General features: G+C 63.0%; 13 protein-coding genes. 8 read left to right on the top strand and 5 right to left on the bottom strand.

Annotation, left to right across the window (positions count from 1 at the left end):
- Positions 1-210: 210 nt before the first annotated feature.
- On the bottom strand, positions 211-987 hold the full coding sequence (locus tag ACU688_RS20425) for an ABC transporter substrate-binding protein (protein ID WP_448186154.1): 777 nt from the start codon (positions 985-987) through the stop codon (positions 211-213).
- Positions 988-1,091: 104 nt separating this feature from the next.
- Positions 1,092-2,114, bottom strand: a complete 1,023-nt coding sequence (locus ACU688_RS20430; RefSeq protein ID WP_448186155.1) for a LacI family DNA-binding transcriptional regulator — start codon at positions 2,112-2,114, stop codon at positions 1,092-1,094.
- A 188-nt stretch (positions 2,115-2,302) separates the two neighbouring features.
- On the opposite strand from ACU688_RS20430, the gene ACU688_RS20435 reads away from it, so the two are divergent.
- The gene (locus tag ACU688_RS20435) at positions 2,303-3,262 is read left to right on the top strand and encodes a sugar phosphate isomerase/epimerase family protein (protein ID WP_448186156.1); all 960 of its coding nucleotides are present in this window, start codon (positions 2,303-2,305) and stop codon (positions 3,260-3,262) included.
- Positions 3,263-3,264: 2 nt separating this feature from the next.
- On the opposite strand, the gene gbdR is transcribed toward ACU688_RS20435, so the two are convergent.
- The 3 genes from gbdR to ACU688_RS20450 all read right to left on the bottom strand — a co-directional run bounded on the left by gbdR (position 3,265) and on the right by ACU688_RS20450 (position 8,065).
- Positions 3,265-4,341, bottom strand: coding sequence for a choline metabolism transcriptional regulator GbdR (gbdR, locus tag ACU688_RS20440; protein WP_448186157.1), 1,077 nt, complete (start codon positions 4,339-4,341; stop codon positions 3,265-3,267).
- Entirely contained in the window at positions 4,338-5,747 is a 1,410-nt protein-coding gene (gene gabP, locus ACU688_RS20445; RefSeq protein WP_448186158.1) for a GABA permease, read from the bottom strand. The genes gbdR and gabP overlap by 4 nt, the downstream gene beginning before the upstream one ends.
- 152 nt (positions 5,748-5,899) lie before the next feature.
- On the bottom strand, positions 5,900-8,065 hold the full coding sequence (locus tag ACU688_RS20450) for a TonB-dependent receptor (protein ID WP_448186159.1): 2,166 nt from the start codon (positions 8,063-8,065) through the stop codon (positions 5,900-5,902).
- Positions 8,066-8,168: 103 nt separating this feature from the next.
- Between ACU688_RS20450 and ACU688_RS20455 the strand changes: the two genes are divergently transcribed.
- The 7 genes from ACU688_RS20455 (at position 8,169) to ACU688_RS20485 (ending at position 16,919) form a co-directional block, all read left to right on the top strand.
- Positions 8,169-9,341 (top strand): MFS transporter, encoded by a 1,173-nt coding sequence (locus tag ACU688_RS20455; RefSeq protein WP_448186160.1) that lies wholly within the window; start codon positions 8,169-8,171, stop codon positions 9,339-9,341.
- Between the two features lie 36 nt (positions 9,342-9,377).
- A complete protein-coding gene (locus tag ACU688_RS20460; protein ID WP_448186161.1) occupies positions 9,378-9,893 on the top strand; it encodes a sigma-70 family RNA polymerase sigma factor in 516 nt (171 codons plus the stop codon).
- Positions 9,894-10,862, top strand: coding sequence for a FecR domain-containing protein (locus ACU688_RS20465; RefSeq protein WP_448186162.1), 969 nt, complete (start codon positions 9,894-9,896; stop codon positions 10,860-10,862).
- Between the two features lie 771 nt (positions 10,863-11,633).
- Positions 11,634-13,988 carry a TonB-dependent siderophore receptor gene (locus ACU688_RS20470; RefSeq protein ID WP_448186163.1) on the top strand — a complete coding sequence of 785 codons (2,355 nt, stop codon included), beginning with the start codon at positions 11,634-11,636 and terminating at the stop codon, positions 13,986-13,988.
- 20 nt (positions 13,989-14,008) lie between these two features.
- On the top strand, positions 14,009-15,142 hold the full coding sequence (locus tag ACU688_RS20475) for an ABC transporter substrate-binding protein (RefSeq protein ID WP_448186297.1): 1,134 nt from the start codon (positions 14,009-14,011) through the stop codon (positions 15,140-15,142).
- A complete protein-coding gene (locus tag ACU688_RS20480) occupies positions 15,139-16,170 on the top strand; it encodes a FecCD family ABC transporter permease (RefSeq protein WP_448186164.1) in 1,032 nt (343 codons plus the stop codon). The genes ACU688_RS20475 and ACU688_RS20480 overlap by 4 nt, the downstream gene beginning before the upstream one ends.
- Complete coding sequence (locus tag ACU688_RS20485; RefSeq protein WP_448186165.1) at positions 16,164-16,919, top strand: ABC transporter ATP-binding protein; 756 nt, start codon at positions 16,164-16,166, stop codon at positions 16,917-16,919. The genes ACU688_RS20480 and ACU688_RS20485 overlap by 7 nt, the downstream gene beginning before the upstream one ends.
- Positions 16,920-16,947: the final 28 nt, after the last annotated feature.

Below are 16,947 nucleotides of genomic sequence, written 5' to 3' on the forward strand. Positions count from 1 at the left end.
TGCGTTCGGGCACACCGAGCCTAGGCGAGGTGCCGAGTGTTGGGGCGAAGGCCTTTTGCTTACTTTGGGGCTTTTCCAAAGTGAGTCGCTGTAAGAGCGAAACCATAAGTGGCCGTTACCTAAATAACGGATATGTACACCGACAGACCGCCATCGCAGGCAAGCCAGCTCCCACAAGGACCTAGGCTGCCTTGATACCGATGAGCCCCCTCAATCCCCGTAAATATCAGACTTAAAATACTGCTCCGAAATCTTCTGGTACTCACCACTCGCCCGAATCCCATCAATCGCCTTGTTCAACTCACTGACCAACTCACCATTGCCCTTACGCACCGCGATCCCGGCACCCTCACCCACGTATTTCGGGTCCTTCAGCTCCGGTCCGACAAACGCGTAGCCCTTGCCCCGTGGCATCTGCAGGAAGTCATTCAGCGGAATGGTGTCGGCAAAGATCGCATCCAGGCGCCCGGCCGCCAGGTCCATGTAGATTTCTTCGTTGTTGCTGTAGCGCTTGACGCTGATGCCCTTGGGTTCAAACACCTCGGTGGCATAACGGTCGGTGGTGGTGGCGCGCTGCACGCCGACTGTCTTGCCCTTGAGGCTGGCGTATTGGTCATCCACCACGGCGCCGTCCTTCATCACCAGGCGCGAGGACGTGAAGTAGTACTTGTGGGTGAAATCCACCGACTTCTTGCGGTCTTCGTTGATGGTCATGGACGACAGGGCCAGGTCGATTTTCTTCACCTTGAGGGAAGGAATCAGGCCATCGAACTCACCTTCGACCCACACGCACTTGACCTTCATCTGCGCGCACAGGGCATTGCCGATGTCGTAGTCGAAGCCAACGATCTCGCCTTTTTCAGTCTTGGACGCAAAGGGCGGGTAAGCCGCTTCGATGCCGATACGCAGGGTTTTCTCGGCTGCCAGCAGGTGGCTGGACGCGAGCAGGCCCAAGGCCAGGGCGGTGATGAGGGGGAGTTTCTTCATGATGAGGTTCTCGCGGGTTGTTGTTGGTTTGGCAAGAGAGAAGAAAACGCTGCAACCTTTATTTTGTACTTATAATTCCATACTGGACTTTTACGTCTTTATCGTCAATCACAGTTGTAGCGCGTATGCACCAACACCCGGGTAAACGCCGGTGCGGCCCGCGCGCCCTCTCGGGCCCCGCGAATCCAGCGCACCGCCGCCGCCACCTCGCCGACAAAGTCGTGGGACAGCACATAGTCCATCACCCCGGTTTCGAGCATCGCTCGGGTATGCCCGGTCAACTCGTGCCCGACAAACACCGGCCGCTGTTCGCCGGGGATGGTGCCGATGGCCTGCACCACGCCACGGTTGGCCCCGGCGACGTTGTAGATCGCCGCCGGGTAGTCGTGTTTGGAGAAGTAGCGCATCAGCTGTTCGGCAGTGGTCTGCGGGCGGTCGTCAGACACCATCCGCTCATCGATTTTCAGGTGCGGGAACTCCGCGCGCAGTACCCGCCGAAAGCCCATCTCACGCTCCTGCTGGCAACGGAACGCCATGCTGGTGACCAGCAGGATCTTCGCCTTCTGCCGCGCCAGCGCGTTGCCGATCAGCAACCCGGCGACGCTGCCAGCGGCGTACTGGTCGTTGCCCACGTAGGCGCTGCGCCCGGAGTTGGGCAAGTCGGTGGTGAGGCAGACCACGGGGATTGCCCGGCGACACAAGGCGCGCACGGCACGGTTGATCGCCGGGTGTTCACGGCACACCACAATCACCCCGTCGGCGGTGGCGCCATCGGCCTGCACACGATCGGCGAATGCCGCTGGGTCGACGCTGTCGCTGGTCACGTAGTGACCGTCAACGACCACGCCGGGGGTTGAGCTGTTCACCGTCTCCTGTGCCTCGGCCAGCGTCGTGTTGAAGGTTTCCCCCGAGTCACAGAACAGCTTGATATGCAGGGTGGCCGTGCCGTTGGCCAGGTCTTGCCTGAGCTTGTCCAGCGCCGCCAGCACTTTGAGCCGCGTCTGTTCGCGCACCCCGGCACGGTGGTTGAGCACGCGGTCCACGGTGGCGACGCCGACCCGGGCGACCTTGGCGATCTGCTCCACCGTGGGGCCCTTCCAGAATTGCACAGGGGTTTGCTGAGACATGGCGGACCCGTCCTGAATGATGTGAATACCCTCATTTATAAGCCGTAAATCCCTATATGAAGAATTTTTTGTGCGGCTCCACTTGATGGAGTTCCCATCAGTTTTAGCCCTTGCTCGCGCTTGAACGCAGGCGAACCGCTGCGAATAATCGCTCCATAACAACCACAACACCTGTCAGGAGCTTCGCGATGAAACTGGGATTTGTCACCGATACCCTCGGCAACCTGCCGTTGGGCGATGTGCTCAAGCACGCTGAACGCATGGGCCTGTCGGGCCTGGAAGTGAACACCGGGGGTTGGTCCACCGCACCGCATTTCAACCTCAAGCAGATGTTGGAAAGCAACGCCGCACGCCGCGATTTCACCCGCAGTTTCGAGCAGCACAACCTGGAAATCATCGCCCTCAACGCCAACGGCAACCCGCTGCACCCGACCCAGCCGGAACAGGCCCAGTGCCTCAAGGACACGATCCGCCTGGCCGGTGAACTGGGGATCAAGACCGTGTGCACCATGTCCGGACTGCCCGAAGGCCAGGCCGGCGACCGCATGCCCAACTGGGTCGTCGCCTCGTGGCCGCCAGAGACGCAAACCATGCTGCGCTACCAATGGGAAGAACGCCTGCTGCCGTTCTGGAGCGAGATCGCAGGCCTAGCCAAGGCCCATGGCGTGGAGCGCATCGCCCTCGAATTGCACGGTAACCAGTGCGTGTACAACGTGCGTTCGCTGCTCAAGCTGCGTGACGCCATCGGCCCGGTGATCGGCGCCAACCTCGACCCGTCGCACCTGTTCTGGATGGGCGCCGATCCACTGGCCGCCGCCGACGCCTTGGGCGATGCGCTGTACCACGTGCACGCCAAGGACACGCTGCTCAACGCACCCGTACAGGCGGTGGATTCACTGCTGGAAAACGGCTCGCTGATGGACGTGTCGGCGCGCAGTTGGTCCTATATCACCCTGGGTTTCGGCCATGGCGAACAGTGGTGGCGCCAGTTCTGCTACCGCCTGAAAATGGCCGGCTACGACGGCTGGTTATCCATCGAACACGAAGATGTGCTGCTCAATAGCCTGGAAGGCCTGGAAAAATCCGTCGCGCTGATGCAAGGCGTGATGCCGGTCGCCACCAGCGACTTCAAACCGCAAGCGATCTGAAGTCAGGGCTTCAGGTTCTTGATACTGGCAAACGTCGACTCGCCCCGCGCCTGCTCCAGCACGTTGATCGGCATGGGCGCAGGCGCGGTGTGAAGGATCGGCTTGACCACGATGGAGCGCTCACTGTCGGTGGCCGAGCGCTCGTCGCTGGGCGGCACGCCGAAGTACTCGCGGTAGCATTTGGAGAAGTGCGGCGTGGACACAAACCCACAGAGCACGGCCAGTTCGACGATGGAAATCGGCGTCTGTTTGAGCAACTGCCGCGCACGAATCAGCCTGAGCCTGAGGTAGTAGCGCGAGGGCGAACAGTGCAGGTACTTCTGGAACATGCGCTCCAGCTGGCGCCGTGACAACGCCACGTAAGCGGCCAGTTCATCGAGGTTGATCGGCTCTTCCAGGTTGGCCTCCATCAACGCGACGATGTCCTGTAGCTTGGGTTGCTGCGTTCCCAACATATGCTTGAGAGGCTCGCGCTGGTGATCCTGCTCGTTGCGGATGCGCTCGTAGACAAACATGTCCGAGATCGCGGCAGACAGTTCATGCCCGTGATCACGGCCGATCAGGTGCAACATCATGTCCAGCGGCGCGGTGCCGCCGGAGCTGGTGAGGCGGTCGCGGTCGAGGGTGAACAGGCTGGTGCTGAGTGTCACCCGTGGAAATGCTTCCTGCATGGCGGCCAGCCATTCCCAATGCACGCTGCATTCATAACCATCGAGCAAGCCGGCCCGCGCCAACACCCAACTGCCGGTACAGATACCGCCGAGGCGTTTCGAATAACGCGCCTGGCTGCGCAGCCACTTGACCAGTTCGCCGGTCACGGTGCCTTGGATACCGATACCGCCGCACACGATCACGCTGTCGGCCACCGGCACGCTACTGATCGAACCGTCCGGGGTGATGGGCACGCCGTCGCTGGCCCACACCGGGTTGCCATCCAGGCTTGCCGTGTGCCAGCGGTACAGCTCCTGGCCGGCCAGCTGGTTGGCCATGCGCAGCGGCTCCAGGGCGGACGCCAAGGAGATCAGCGTGAACTGGTCCAACAGCAGGAACACCAGGCTGTTGATCGGCCGCGCGCTCATGGCTGGGTGGCTGCGGACACGGCCTGTGGTTGGGGTTCGGGATGTCGCGCGGTGATCAAGCCGACCAGGGCAATCAGCAAGGCCAGCACGAGGGTGGATGACACTTCAAAGCGGTGTGCAGGCGTGACCAGCATCACCGTCAACGCGCTACAGATGAACGCGATGACCAGCCAGGTCAGCCAGGGAAACAGCCACATCTTGAACGTCAGCGTGACATTGCGGCGCAGCAGCACCTTGCGCATGCGCAGTTGCGACACGGCAATCACCAGGTACACCAGCAAGGCAATCGCGCCGGAACTGGCGAGCAAAAACTGGAACAGCCCGGCCGGCATAAAGTAGCTGAGCAAGGTCACGCCCGCCCCCAGCACCGTACTGGCGATCACCGCGCCCCGTGGCACGCTGGCGGCCGAGGTCTTTTTCATCAGGGCGGGCGCATCACCGCGCTTGCCCAGGGAAAACAGCATGCGCGAGGCGATGTAGATCGAGGAGTTCATGCAACTGGCCACGGCGATCAACACCACGATATCCACCAGCAGCTTGGCATGGGGAATATTCATCAGTTCCAGGGCGCGCTGATAAGAGCCCACCGAGGCCAGCAACGGGTCGTCCCAGGGCACCACGGAGATCACCACGAAGATCGACAACACGTAGAACACGCCGATGCGCCACATCACCGAACGGGTCGCCCGCGCGATATTTTGCGCCGGGTTGCTCGACTCGGCGGCGGCGATGGTGACGGCTTCGGTGCCGATAAAACTGAACATGATGGTAATGAACGCGCCAACCACCGCCGACAGCCCATTCGGCGCAAAACCGCCGTGTTCCGCCATCAAGGTGCTGAGCCCGCTGGCCTCGCGCTCGGGAATCCAGCCCATCAACACGGCAAAGCCCAAGCCAATGAACCCGATGATCGCCACCACCTTGGCCATGGCGAACCAGAACTCGAATTCGCCGTATTTGGACACGCTGAACAGATTGGTCACCACCAACAAAAAGATCGACAACAAGGCAAAGAGCCAAGCGTCGATCTGTGGGAACCACTGGTTGAGGATATGCCCGGCGGCCAGGGCTTCGATGGGGATCACCAACACCCAGAACCACCAGTACAACCAGCCGATGGTAAAGCCGGCCCAACGGCCGATGGCCTGGTCGGCATAGGTCGAGAACGAGCCGGTGTCCGGGTTGGCCACCGCCATCTCACCAAGCATGCGCATGACCAGCACCACCAGCAGCCCGGAAAACAGATAAGCCAGCATCACCGCCGGCCCCGCCGCCGCAATCGCGTGCCCGGAACCGACAAACAACCCCGCGCCGATAATCCCGGCGATGGAGAGCATGGTGACGTGGCGCGGCTTGAAGCCCTGCGCCAACTGGCCGTTGGAATCCTTGGTGTTCAGGCTATTCATCGTTGTTTTTATTCTCGGTGATCGACGTAAGGCGTACTGACTGAAGAGTCAGGCGATCATCATTTCTTAATGATGAGTCACCTTACGCGGGCCGGCTGGACCGAAAATAGCCTGGGTGCGGCATGAATGCGTCTGATATCGACATCCTTGCCCTAGAAATCCACGCTCGCCGACAACTGCAACGTGCGCGGATAGCCCGGCGAAAACGCGCCGTACGAGGCCACGCCCGACCAGTATTCGCGATCAAACACGTTCTGCACCGTGGCACGGAAGGTGGTGGGTCGCCCGTCGATCTTCGTCGCATAACGCGCACCGGCATCGATGCGCGTCCACGAATTCAACTGCTGGGTGTTGGCCTGGTCGACATATTGGCGGTCGGTGTAGATCGCGCCGCCCGTGAGGGTAAAACCTTCCAGCCCCGGGGTGTCCCACTCGGCCCAGAGGTTGGCCTGGATATCCGGCACGCCCACCGGTTTGTTGCCACGGTTGGCGGCGGTGGCGGATTTAGTCAGCTCGCCATCGAGGAAGGTCACGCCGCCCATCAAGCGGGTGCCGGGGGCCACTTCGCCAAACATACTCAGCTCCAGGCCACGGTTGCGCTGTTCGGCCTGTACCGAATACACGCCGTTGGCACCGGTTTCGCCGCTGGGTTTTTCGATCTGGAACAACGCCACCGTGGTCATGAAGGTGCCGTGTTCGTACTTCACGCCGAGTTCGTGTTGCTTGGACTCATAGGGCGCGAAGGTCTCCCCGGCATTGCTCGCCGTGCCCGGTGCCGCGTCGCCTTTGCTCAAGCCCTCGACATAGTTGTAGTACAGCGACACGTCCTCCCACGGCTTGACCACCACACCGAGCAACGGCGTGTTGGCGCTGGCGTCATACCGCGCGCTGACGCCGCCGGTGGCGTTGTAGTTGCGCGACTCAATCGCTTGGTGGCGCATGCCGAGGGTCAGTTGGATACGGTCGTCGAGCATGCCCAGGGTGTCGGTCAACGCAATGCCGGACAGTTCCGTCTCGGAAATGCGCAGCACCTTCGGCGTGTTGATGTATTGCTTGGGCGTGTCCACCGGGTGGTAGATGTTGGAACGGATCAGCGTGCCGTTGTTGATGCCCCGCGACAATTCATCTGTGTAACGGGTCGCCATCAGCGTGGTGGTGTGCGTCACCGGGCCAGTAGCAAACAGTCCGCGAGCGCCCACGTCGGCGGTGGAGCGGTCGACGTTGAATTTGTAGTAGCCCGGTGTGTTGCTGGTGTCTCCCGCGTCATTGAGAATGCGCGGCACCTGGTCGGACATACGCTTCACATCCGAACGCCCGCCACCGGCATGGGCGAACACCGTGAGGTTGTCGTTCAGGTCATATTCGCCGCCGAGCAGCAGCGACTGTTCCTTGGTGTCCGACCAGCCCCACTGCTGCGGCAGGCTGGTGCGGCCATTCGGCGCCGACGGTACCTGCACGCCCGGTTGGATGGTGAAGGGCCGCGAGGCGCCCTCCCAGCTTTCCTTCTGGCTGATGTAATCGAGGTTCAGGCGCAGGCGCTCGCCGCGATAATCCAGGGCGATGGCGCCGATGCCGACGTCGCGGCTCTGGTTGTCCACGGCCGTGTCGCCGCCCTGCAGGCTGCCGTTGAAGCGCACGCCAAACTGGTTTTCATCACCGAAACGACGGCTGATATCGAGGTGGCCGCCGACCTGGCTGTCGGACGCATAGCTGCCGGTAAAGCGCGTCAAATCCTCATCCAGCGGGCGCTTTGGCACGATATTGATGACCCCGCCCACGCCGCTGTTGGGCGAGATGCCGTACACCAGCGCACCCGGGCCCTTGAGCACTTCGATGCGCTCGGCGTACTCGGTGAACGCGCGGTAGTTGGGCGCCACGCCGTAAACGCCGTCGAACGCCAACTCACCGAGGTTGCCCTCGCCAATCGCAAAACCGCGCACGAAAAACGAGTCGACAATACCGCCCGACTGCCCGGTGGAACGCACCGAAGGGTCGCGCTCCAACGCATCGGCGACGGTCACGGTTTGCAGGTCGGCGAGGGTCTTGGCGGTGTAGCTGGTGACACTGAACGGGGTGTCCATCACGTCCTTGTTGCCCAGCATGCCCAGGCGCGCGCCACGGGCGACCTGGCCACCGGCGAACACCTCGGGCAAGGTCGTGGGGCCGCTGTAGACAGCGTTGACGTTCGTCGCGTCAAGGGTCAGGCTCTGCGCGCTGTCGTCGTGCGACTCGGCGGTGGCGGCCCAGGCGTTGCCGCTGGCGGCGGCCAACAACAGGGCAGTACGGATGGCAAATGTTAACCGGCTGGCAACGGGCATGACGTCGGGGTCCTTGCATCAGATGAGAATTACTCCTGATGCCAGCCGACCGGCGAAAAAGTATCAGCCCCCCGTAGATTTTTTTGAAAACCGAGACTGAGCCATGCCACCGACCCGCGTCCTGATTTCCCTGCTGTTCGCGATCCAGCTCGTGTCGATGGGCGCGATGGAAATGAGCGGGCCGTTCTGGCCGGTGCACCTACGTGGGCTGACCGACTCCGATGCACTGTTCAGCGTAGCGAGCATTGCCGTGTACGTCGGGCCGATGCTCGGCATCCTGCTGACCAGCGCGTTCTGGGGGCGCATCGGTGATCGTCATGGGCACAAGCTGATGATGATCCGCGCCCTGGTCGGTCTGACCCTGACTCAGTTGGCGCTGGCGTTGGTCACGGATATCTGGGCGATCCTGCTGCTGCGTTTTTTGCAGGGCGCGTGCGCCGGCTATATCGCCCCGGCCCAGGCGTATGGGGTGAGCATCGAAGTGCCGGCGCGGCGCGCACGCCTGTTTGCGCTGTTGCAGATTTCCACCAACGTCGGCTCGCTGCTGGGCGCGGTGCTCGGCGGCTTGATCCTCGACCATGCGACGTTCTTCTGGATCAACCTCAGCGCTGCCGCACTCTGCGCGGTGTGCACGCTGATCGCCGCGCTGACCTTGCCCGATGTGCCGCCGCAGAAGAGAACCGTGACCGCCTCCGGCGCCGTGGTGTGGCGCGGTTCGGCGCTGCTGCCGCTGTTGGTGGTGATGGGCATTCTATTGCTGGCGCGGCTGCTGCCGCAGACCTCATTCGCGCTGTATGTGAGCAGCACGTTCAACGTCAGCAACGCCTGGGTCGGCCTGTGCTACGGCTTGCTCGCGCTGGGTTTCATCCTGTCCGCGACCACCTGGGCGCGGCACTTCGAAGGCCGCACCCAAGCCGACTCGCTGCAACGCATCGCCTGGGTAGTGCTCGGGTGCATCGCCCTCACCGCCCTGGCCGGCATCACCCGCAACCCGCTGGTATTTGCCCTTGGCTACCTGGTGTGGGGCGTGTTGCTCGGCGCCACGACACCGGTGCTGATGGCGCTGATTTCCAAGACCGCCGACAGCGCCAGCCAGGGCCACGTGCTGGGGATCGCCCAGGGCACGGCGCAATTCGCCTCGATTGCCGGCATCTCGCTCGGCGGGTTGCTCAGCCAGGTGTATGGGCTGGCGTACACCTACCTGTTCGTCTGCGTGGCCTACGTACTGGCGCTGCTTGCGATTCTCGCGTTGCGCTCACGCCGGGTTGTCCCTTAGCATTGGGAATACTTCTCAATTGCACGGTTGCGCGTCATGAGCGAAATCCTCGAAGCCGATAACACCCAGCACCTGCGCGCAATCGCGGCGCTGTACAGCGGCCATCACGGCTGGCTGTACGCCACGCTCAAACGCAAACTCGGCAATGCCATGGATGCGGCGGACCTGGCCCAGGACACCTTCACCCGCATCCTCGCCTCCCAGGTCACGGTGATCGACCAGCCACGGGCCTACCTGACCTGCGTGGCCAAGGGCATCCTGGTCAATTGGTACCAGCGCAAGGCGCTGGAACGCGCCTACCTGGAAGCCCTGGCCAGCGCGCCGCTGCAAGAGGCGCCGTCGGCCGAAACCCACTTCATGGTGCTGGAGACCCTGCACGAAATCGACGCGATGCTCGACGCGCTGCCGCCGCTGGTCAAACGTGCGTTCCTGCTGTCGCAGCTCAACGGCCTCAAATACGACGACATCGCCACGCAACTGGGCGTGTCGTTGATCACCGTCAAACGCTACATGAAACAGGCGTTTGTGCAGTGCCTGATGCTGGTGGAATGAATGCTCAGCCTGCGCAAAGAACCGCCGCTGCCCGCTGACGTCCTCGAAGAAGCCGCCGAATGGTTGATGCGCCTGAGCGAAAGCGACCTGAGCGCCAACGAACGCGCCGAATGGGAGCGCTGGAAGGTCAGCAGCCCCGAGCGTGACCGCGCCTGGGCCCGGGCGCAGTTGCTGCAAAGCAAGCTCGGCGGTTTGCCGCCGGCGCTGGCGATGTCGGCGCTGGATCGGCCAAGTCATCCTGAACGCCGCGCGGCGCTGGGCAAGCTGGCGTTGTTGCTGGCGGTGATGCCGGTTGGTTGGGGCGGTTGGAAGCTGGCGCAGTCGCAGCAGTGGACGGCGGATTTCCGCACCCAGGTCGGCGAGCGCCGTGAGCTGGTGCTGGCCGATGGTTCGCGTATCACGCTTAACACTGACACGGCGATCGATGTGCGTTTTGATAGCCAGCAGCGTCTGGTGCACCTGCGTGAGGGGGAGATCCTGGTGCAGACGGCGGCGGATGCTGCGCGGCCGTTTTTGGTGAGTACGCGGCAGGGGCATATGCAGGCGTTGGGGACGCGCTTTACCGTGCGCGAACTGGGTTCGCGGACTTATCTGGCGGTGCTTGAGGGGGCGGTGAAAGTGGTGTTGGCTGAGAATCGGCAGGGTGCGCCGTTGGTGGTTAATGCGGGGCAGCGTACGGATTTTTCGGCGCAGACGTTTGGTGGGGTGGTGGCTGCTGATCGGAACGTTGGGGCATGGGCTCAGGGGATGTTGATGGCGGACAAGATGCGCCTCGCGGATTTTGTTGAGGAGTTGGCGCGGTATCGGCGCGGCGTTGTGCGGTGTGATCCGGCGATTGCGGGTTTGCTTATTTCCGGGGCGTTTCCGGTGGGTGATACGCAGCGTGCGTTGAATATGTTGGTGGGGACTTATCCGGTGGTTGTTAGGGGGCATTTGAGTGGGTATTGGGTGACGCTTTCGGCGGCTTGAGCTTGGTTTTTTTGGAGTGAGTACATATCCGTTATTTAGGTAACGGCCACCTATGGTTCCGCCCTTACGGCGGGTCACTTTGGAAAAGCCCCAAAGTAACCAAAGGGCTCTTGCCCCAACACTCGGTGCCTCGCCTAGGCTCGGCATGCCCGTAATCCGACATGGATTTGGGGGGCCGCCTAAGATCAAAATCAAAAACAAAGCGAGGCGGCCTGACAGCCGGCCTGATCAATGAAGCGTACGCATTCCCCTGTGGGAGCTGGCTTGCCTGCGATGGCATCAACTGGGTGTGCCTGATTTACCGAGTTGTCTGCATCGCAGGCAAGCCAGCTCCCACAGGTGCCGGTTCCCACAGTTGAAGAGTGAACACCATGAGAAATACCGGTCGGCTCTAAGGCCGCCGCGCTCTGGCTTTTGATCTGGGGTCGCCCCGTCAAACACGCTGGCCGAACGCAGGCTTGAATCCGTGGGCAACCCGGCAGGACGCCGGGTTAGCCGCACTGGGCCATGGATGGCCCATTGCGGCGGCCCACGGATTCAAGCCTGCGTTCGGGCACACCGAGCCTAGGCGAGGTGCCGAGTGTTGGGGCGAGGACCTTTTGGTTACTTTTGGGTCCCTCCAAAAGTGACCCGCTGTAAGAGCGGAACCATAAGCCGCCGTTATCGCAGCAACGGATATGTACCCCACCCCAAAAAAAACCACCCCCCAGCTGATACTTTTCCCAATCTCAACTGGCAAACACATCAACCCCCCTCCACAGGCCCCCATCCATGCTAGTGATCCGCAGCGCACTGCTCAGCCTGGCCCTCACCAGCGCCGCCATGGCCGCGCAGTTGGACGCTGTCACCCTGCACGCCTACCACATCACCCCCGGCCCCCTGGGCGCCACACTGTCGAGCTTCGCCGTGGACGCCGGCATCGCCCTGTCGTTCCTCCCCGCCCTCACCGAAGGCCTCACCAGCCCCGGCCTGTCCGGCACCTACTCGACCGAAGAAGCCGTCACCCGCCTGCTCGCCGGCAGCGGCCTGGAAATGGTCTTGCGCGAAGACGGCAGCTACACCCTGATACAACGCCGCGTCACCCTGTCACAAACCACCGTCAGCGCCACCGAGCAGCGCGCCGACAGCCTGCCACCCGCCTATTCAGGTGGCCAGGTCGCGGTCGGCGGGCGCCTGGGCATGCTCGGCAACAGCGACCTGATGGACGCCCCGTTCAGCGTCAGCACCTACACCGCCGCGTTGATCAAGGACCAACAGGCAACCACCGTCGGCGACTTGCTGGAGCGTGATTCCTCAGTGCGCTCCACCGGGCAGACCGGCGGCATTGTCGATTCGTTTTTCATTCGTGGCTTCCCGGTCGGTGAAGGCAACCTCGGCGAGTTGGCCTTCGATGGCGTGTACGGCGTGGCGTCCAACTACCGTGTGTTCACCGAGTACGCCGAGCGCATCGAAGTGGTCAAGGGCCCGGGCGCGCTGCTCTACGGCATGTCGCCCAACAGCGCCGTGGGCGGCGTGATCAACGTGGTGCCCAAGCGCTCCCTCGACGAAGACCTCACCCGCTACACCGCCAGTTATGCCCAGGATTCGCACCTCGGCAACCGCATCGACATCAGCCGCCGCTTTGGCGACGAGCGCCGTTTCGGCCTGCGCCTCAATGGTGGCGTGCAGCAGGGCAACACGGTGATCGACGACCAATCCCGCGAAGTCGGGATTGGCGCGCTGTCCCTGGATTATCAGGGCGAACACCTGCGCAGCAGCCTGGACCTGATCTCCCAGGAAGAGGAATTCGACGCCGCATCCCGCCCATTCCTGATCGCCCCCGGCGTCAGCATTCCCGACGCCGCGAACGGCCGCACCAACGTCAGCCAGGACTGGGGCTGGTCGCGCACCCGCGACAAATCCGCGTTGCTCAGCGGCGAATATGACCTCAACGACAGCCTGACCCTGTTCGCCCACGCCGGCGGCGGCAAATCGGCGGTGGCGCGTATGTCCGACCAGACGCCGAAGATTATCAACGCCGCCGGCGACACCGATTCGACGCCGGGCTATTACCGCTTCGAAGTGCAGCGCTACACCGTCGACGCCGGCGCTCGTGTGCGTTTCGACACCGGGCCGGTCAGCCACAGCACTGTGGTGCAAGCCAGCCGCTATCGCGATGAGCTGTCGCGGGGGATTATTTCCGGCGCCTCGGTATTGTCGAATATCTACCACCCCATCGACCGCCCCAAACCGTCGATTGCCAAGCCGAATGCGCCGAAAGTCTCCGCCACCGAGCTGTCCGGCGTGGCCATCGCCGACACCCTGTCCGTGCTCGACCAGCGCGTGCAGGTCACCGTCGGCCTGCGTCAACAGCGCATCCAGTCCAACAACTACAACAGCGCCGGCGCGGTGACCACGGCCTACGACGACGGCAAGACCACGCCGCTGTTCGGCGTGGTGCTCAAGCCGTGGCAGCACGTGGCGTTCTACTACAACTACCTCGAAGGCCTGAGCAAGGGCGACGTAGCGCCGTCCAACGCGGCGAATGCCGGGGAGATCTTTGCGCCGTACGTGTCCAAACAGCATGAAGTGGGGGTCAAGCTCGACTACGGCACCTTCATGTCGACACTGGCCCTGTTCCAGATCGAAAAGCCCAGCGGTGAACTGGCCGCTGGGCGCTTCTCGGTGCAAGGCGAACAGCGCAACCGTGGCCTGGAATTGAACCTGTTTGGCGAAGTCGCCCAAGGCACGCGCCTGCTCGCGGGCGTGACCCTGCTGGATGCGCAACTGACCCAGACCGGCATTGCCGCCAATCGCGGCAATAGACCGGTGGGCGTACCCGAGGTGCAAGCCAACCTGTGGGGCGAATGGGACACGCCGTGGGTCGAAGGCCTGACGTTGACCAGCGGCGCGATCTACACCGGCAGCCAGTACGTCGACCAGGCCAACACCCAACGGCTCGATCCCTGGACCCGCATCGATGTCGGCGCGCGCTACAGCACGCGCATCGCCGAGCGGCCGACCACGTTCCGCGCCACGGTGCAGAACCTGTTCGACCGCCAATACTGGTCCGGCGTGGCCTCCTACGGCGCGTTCTCCCAGGCGTCGCCACGCACCCTCCTCCTCTCGGCCACGGTCGATTTCTGATACCTGCAAGGGCTCCCATGATGCTTTCGATTATTCGACGCGGCCACGTCCTGGCGGCGCTGTTGTTCACCGGGTGGCTGGCACTGCCGGCGGTTGCTGCACCCACCACGGTCACCGACCTGCTCGGACGCCAGGTCAAGGTCAACCTGCCGGTGCAACGGGTGATTCTCGGCGAGGGCCGCCAGCTGTACCTGGTGGCCGCGCTGGACACACAAAACCCCATCGAACGCATCGTCGGCTGGCGCAAGGACCTGATCCAGTCCGACCCCGACACCTACAACGCCTACCTGCGTAAATTTCCCGCCATTGCCAAGATCCCCACCTTCGGCGGCTTTGAAGACGGCACCTTCGACATCGAACAAGCCATCTCCCAGCGCCCCGACGTGATCATCCTGAATATCGAGGCGCAGCACGCCACCGAAGATGCGCGCTATATCGAGAAACTCGACGCCCTGGGTATCCCGGTGGTGTACGTGGACTTTCGCAACCAGCCCATGACCAACACCGAGCCAACCATGCGCCTGTTCGGCCAACTGTTCGGCAAGGAGCAGCAAGCCGAAGCGTTTATCGCGTTTCGCAACCGGCAGATCCTCCGCGTCACCGACGTGATCGCCGCGCAACAGCCCGCGCGCCCGGCGGTGTTTATCGAGCGCATCGGTGGCTACACCGACGATTGCTGCCTGAGTTTCGGCAATGAAAACTTCGGCCTGTTCGTCGAGCTGGCCGGTGGCAACAACATCGCCAAAGGCATCATCCCCACTACGTTCGGCCAGTTGAACCCCGAGCAAGTGATCGTCGCTAACCCGGCGCATGTAGTGGTCACCAGCGCCAACTGGGAGGCGTTCGCGCCGGGTGGGCATTGGGTGGGTGTCGGCCCCGGTGCGGACATGAACGAAGCACGGCGCAAACTGGCGTGGTACACCCAACGCCCGGCCTATGCCGGAATCCAGGCCCAGCAAAACCAGGCCTTCCACGCCATCTGGCACCAGTTCTACAACAGCCCGTACCAGTTCGTGGCGATCCAGCAATTGGCCAAGTGGTTTCACCCGACGCTGTTTGCCGACCTCGACCCCGAGGCGTCCTTTCACGAACTGCACGAGCGCTTCCTGCCGGTGCCGTATGAGCCGGGCTACTTTGTGAGCCTCAAGCCATGACCGTCACCTACCGCCGCCTGGTACTGCGCAAACGCCTGATCCTCTGCGCCCTGGCCGCGCTGTTGCTGGGCAGCGTGCTGCTCGACCTGGCCCTGGGCCCGGCGCGCTACAGCCTCAGCGAAGTCCTAGGCGCCCTGCTCTCGCCCGAGACGGCCACGCCACAAGTGCGCGTGGTGATGTGGGATATCCGCCTGCCCGTGGCCTTGATGGCCGTAGCGGTGGGCGCCGCGCTGTCGCTGGCCGGGGCGCAGATGCAGACCATCCTCAATAACCCGCTGGCCAGCCCGTTCACCTTGGGCCTGTCCGCCGCCGCCAGCTTCGGCGCAGCCATGGGCCTGGCATTTGGCGTGGCGCTGTTTCCACTAGCGGCGCAGTACATGGTGCCGCTCAACGCGTTCATCATGGCCATGCTCTGCGCGCTGCTGATCCACTTCCTCAGCCTGCGCCGTGGCGTGACTGCGGAAACCATCGTGCTGCTAGGCATCGCCCTGGTGTTCACCTTTAACGCGCTGCTGGCGCTGGTGCAGTTTTTTGCCACCGAGCAAGCCGTGGCCGCCGTGGTGTTCTGGACCATGGGCAGCCTGACCAAAGCCACCTGGCCCAAACTCGGAGTGATCTGCCTGGTCATCCTGATCACCCTGCCGATCTTCGCCAAACGCGCCTGGGCCCTGACTGCGCTGCGATTGGGCGATGACAAGGCCGCCAGCTTCGGTATCAATGTGCGCAGCCTGCGCTTCCAGACGCTGATCATGGTCAGCCTGCTCGCCTCGTTCCCGGTGGCGTTTGTCGGCACCATCGGCTTTATCGGCCTGGTGGGCCCGCACATCGCGCGCATGCTGATCGGCGAAGACCAACGCTTCTTCCTGCCCGCCTCGCTGCTGACCGGCGCGCTGATCCTGTCGGCCAGTTCGGTGGTGAGCAAAACCCTGATCCCCGGCGCGATCTTCCCGATTGGCGTGGTCACCTCGCTGATCGGCGTGCCGTTCTTTATCTCCCTGATCCTCAGCGGGAAGAAAAACTCATGGTAAGTATCCAGCTGCACGACCTGGGCGCCTGCTACGGGCCGCGCACTATCATCAGTGGCGTCAGCACCGCGCGGTTTGTCGGCGGCCAGGTGGTCGCCGTGGTCGGCCCCAATGCGGCGGGCAAATCCACCCTGTTCAAGCGCATCGCCGGGCTGATCGATGGGCCCGGTGAGGTGAGCCTGCAAGGCTCGGCAAAGGGTGTGCAAGGCATCAGCTACATGCCCCAGGGCCTCAACGCCAGCGCCCGGCTGACGGTGTACGAATCGGTGCTGCTGGCGCGCAAGCAGCTCGCACCGGGTTGGACGGTGCACGATGACGAACTAAAGTTGGTGGATGAGATGCTCGACGCCCTCGGCATCCGCGACTTGGCCTTTCGCAACCTCGGCGAACTCAGCGGCGGCCAGCAACAATTGGTGTCCATCGCCCAGACCCTGGTGCGCGAGCCCGAGGTGCTGCTGATGGACGAACCCACCAGCGCCCTCGACATGCACCGCCAGGTCCAGGTGCTGAACTTTATGCGCGCCCTCGCCCGCCAGCGCCAGGTCATCGTGTTTATCGCCCTGCACGACCTCAACCAGGCGCTGCGCTTTGCCGACCAGGTGCTGGTGATTGCCGACGGCACGGCCAAGGGCAGCGGGCCGAGCCATGAGGTGATCAACGAGGCGATGTTGCGCGCGGTGTACAAGGTCGAGGCGCGCATCGAACGGTGCAGCCGGGGCCAGCACCATATCCTCATCGACGACATTGTCTGACTGACCCATTCCTCGCGAATCCTTGCCT

It is taken from the genome of Pseudomonas acericola (SeqCode), assembly GCF_053456465.1.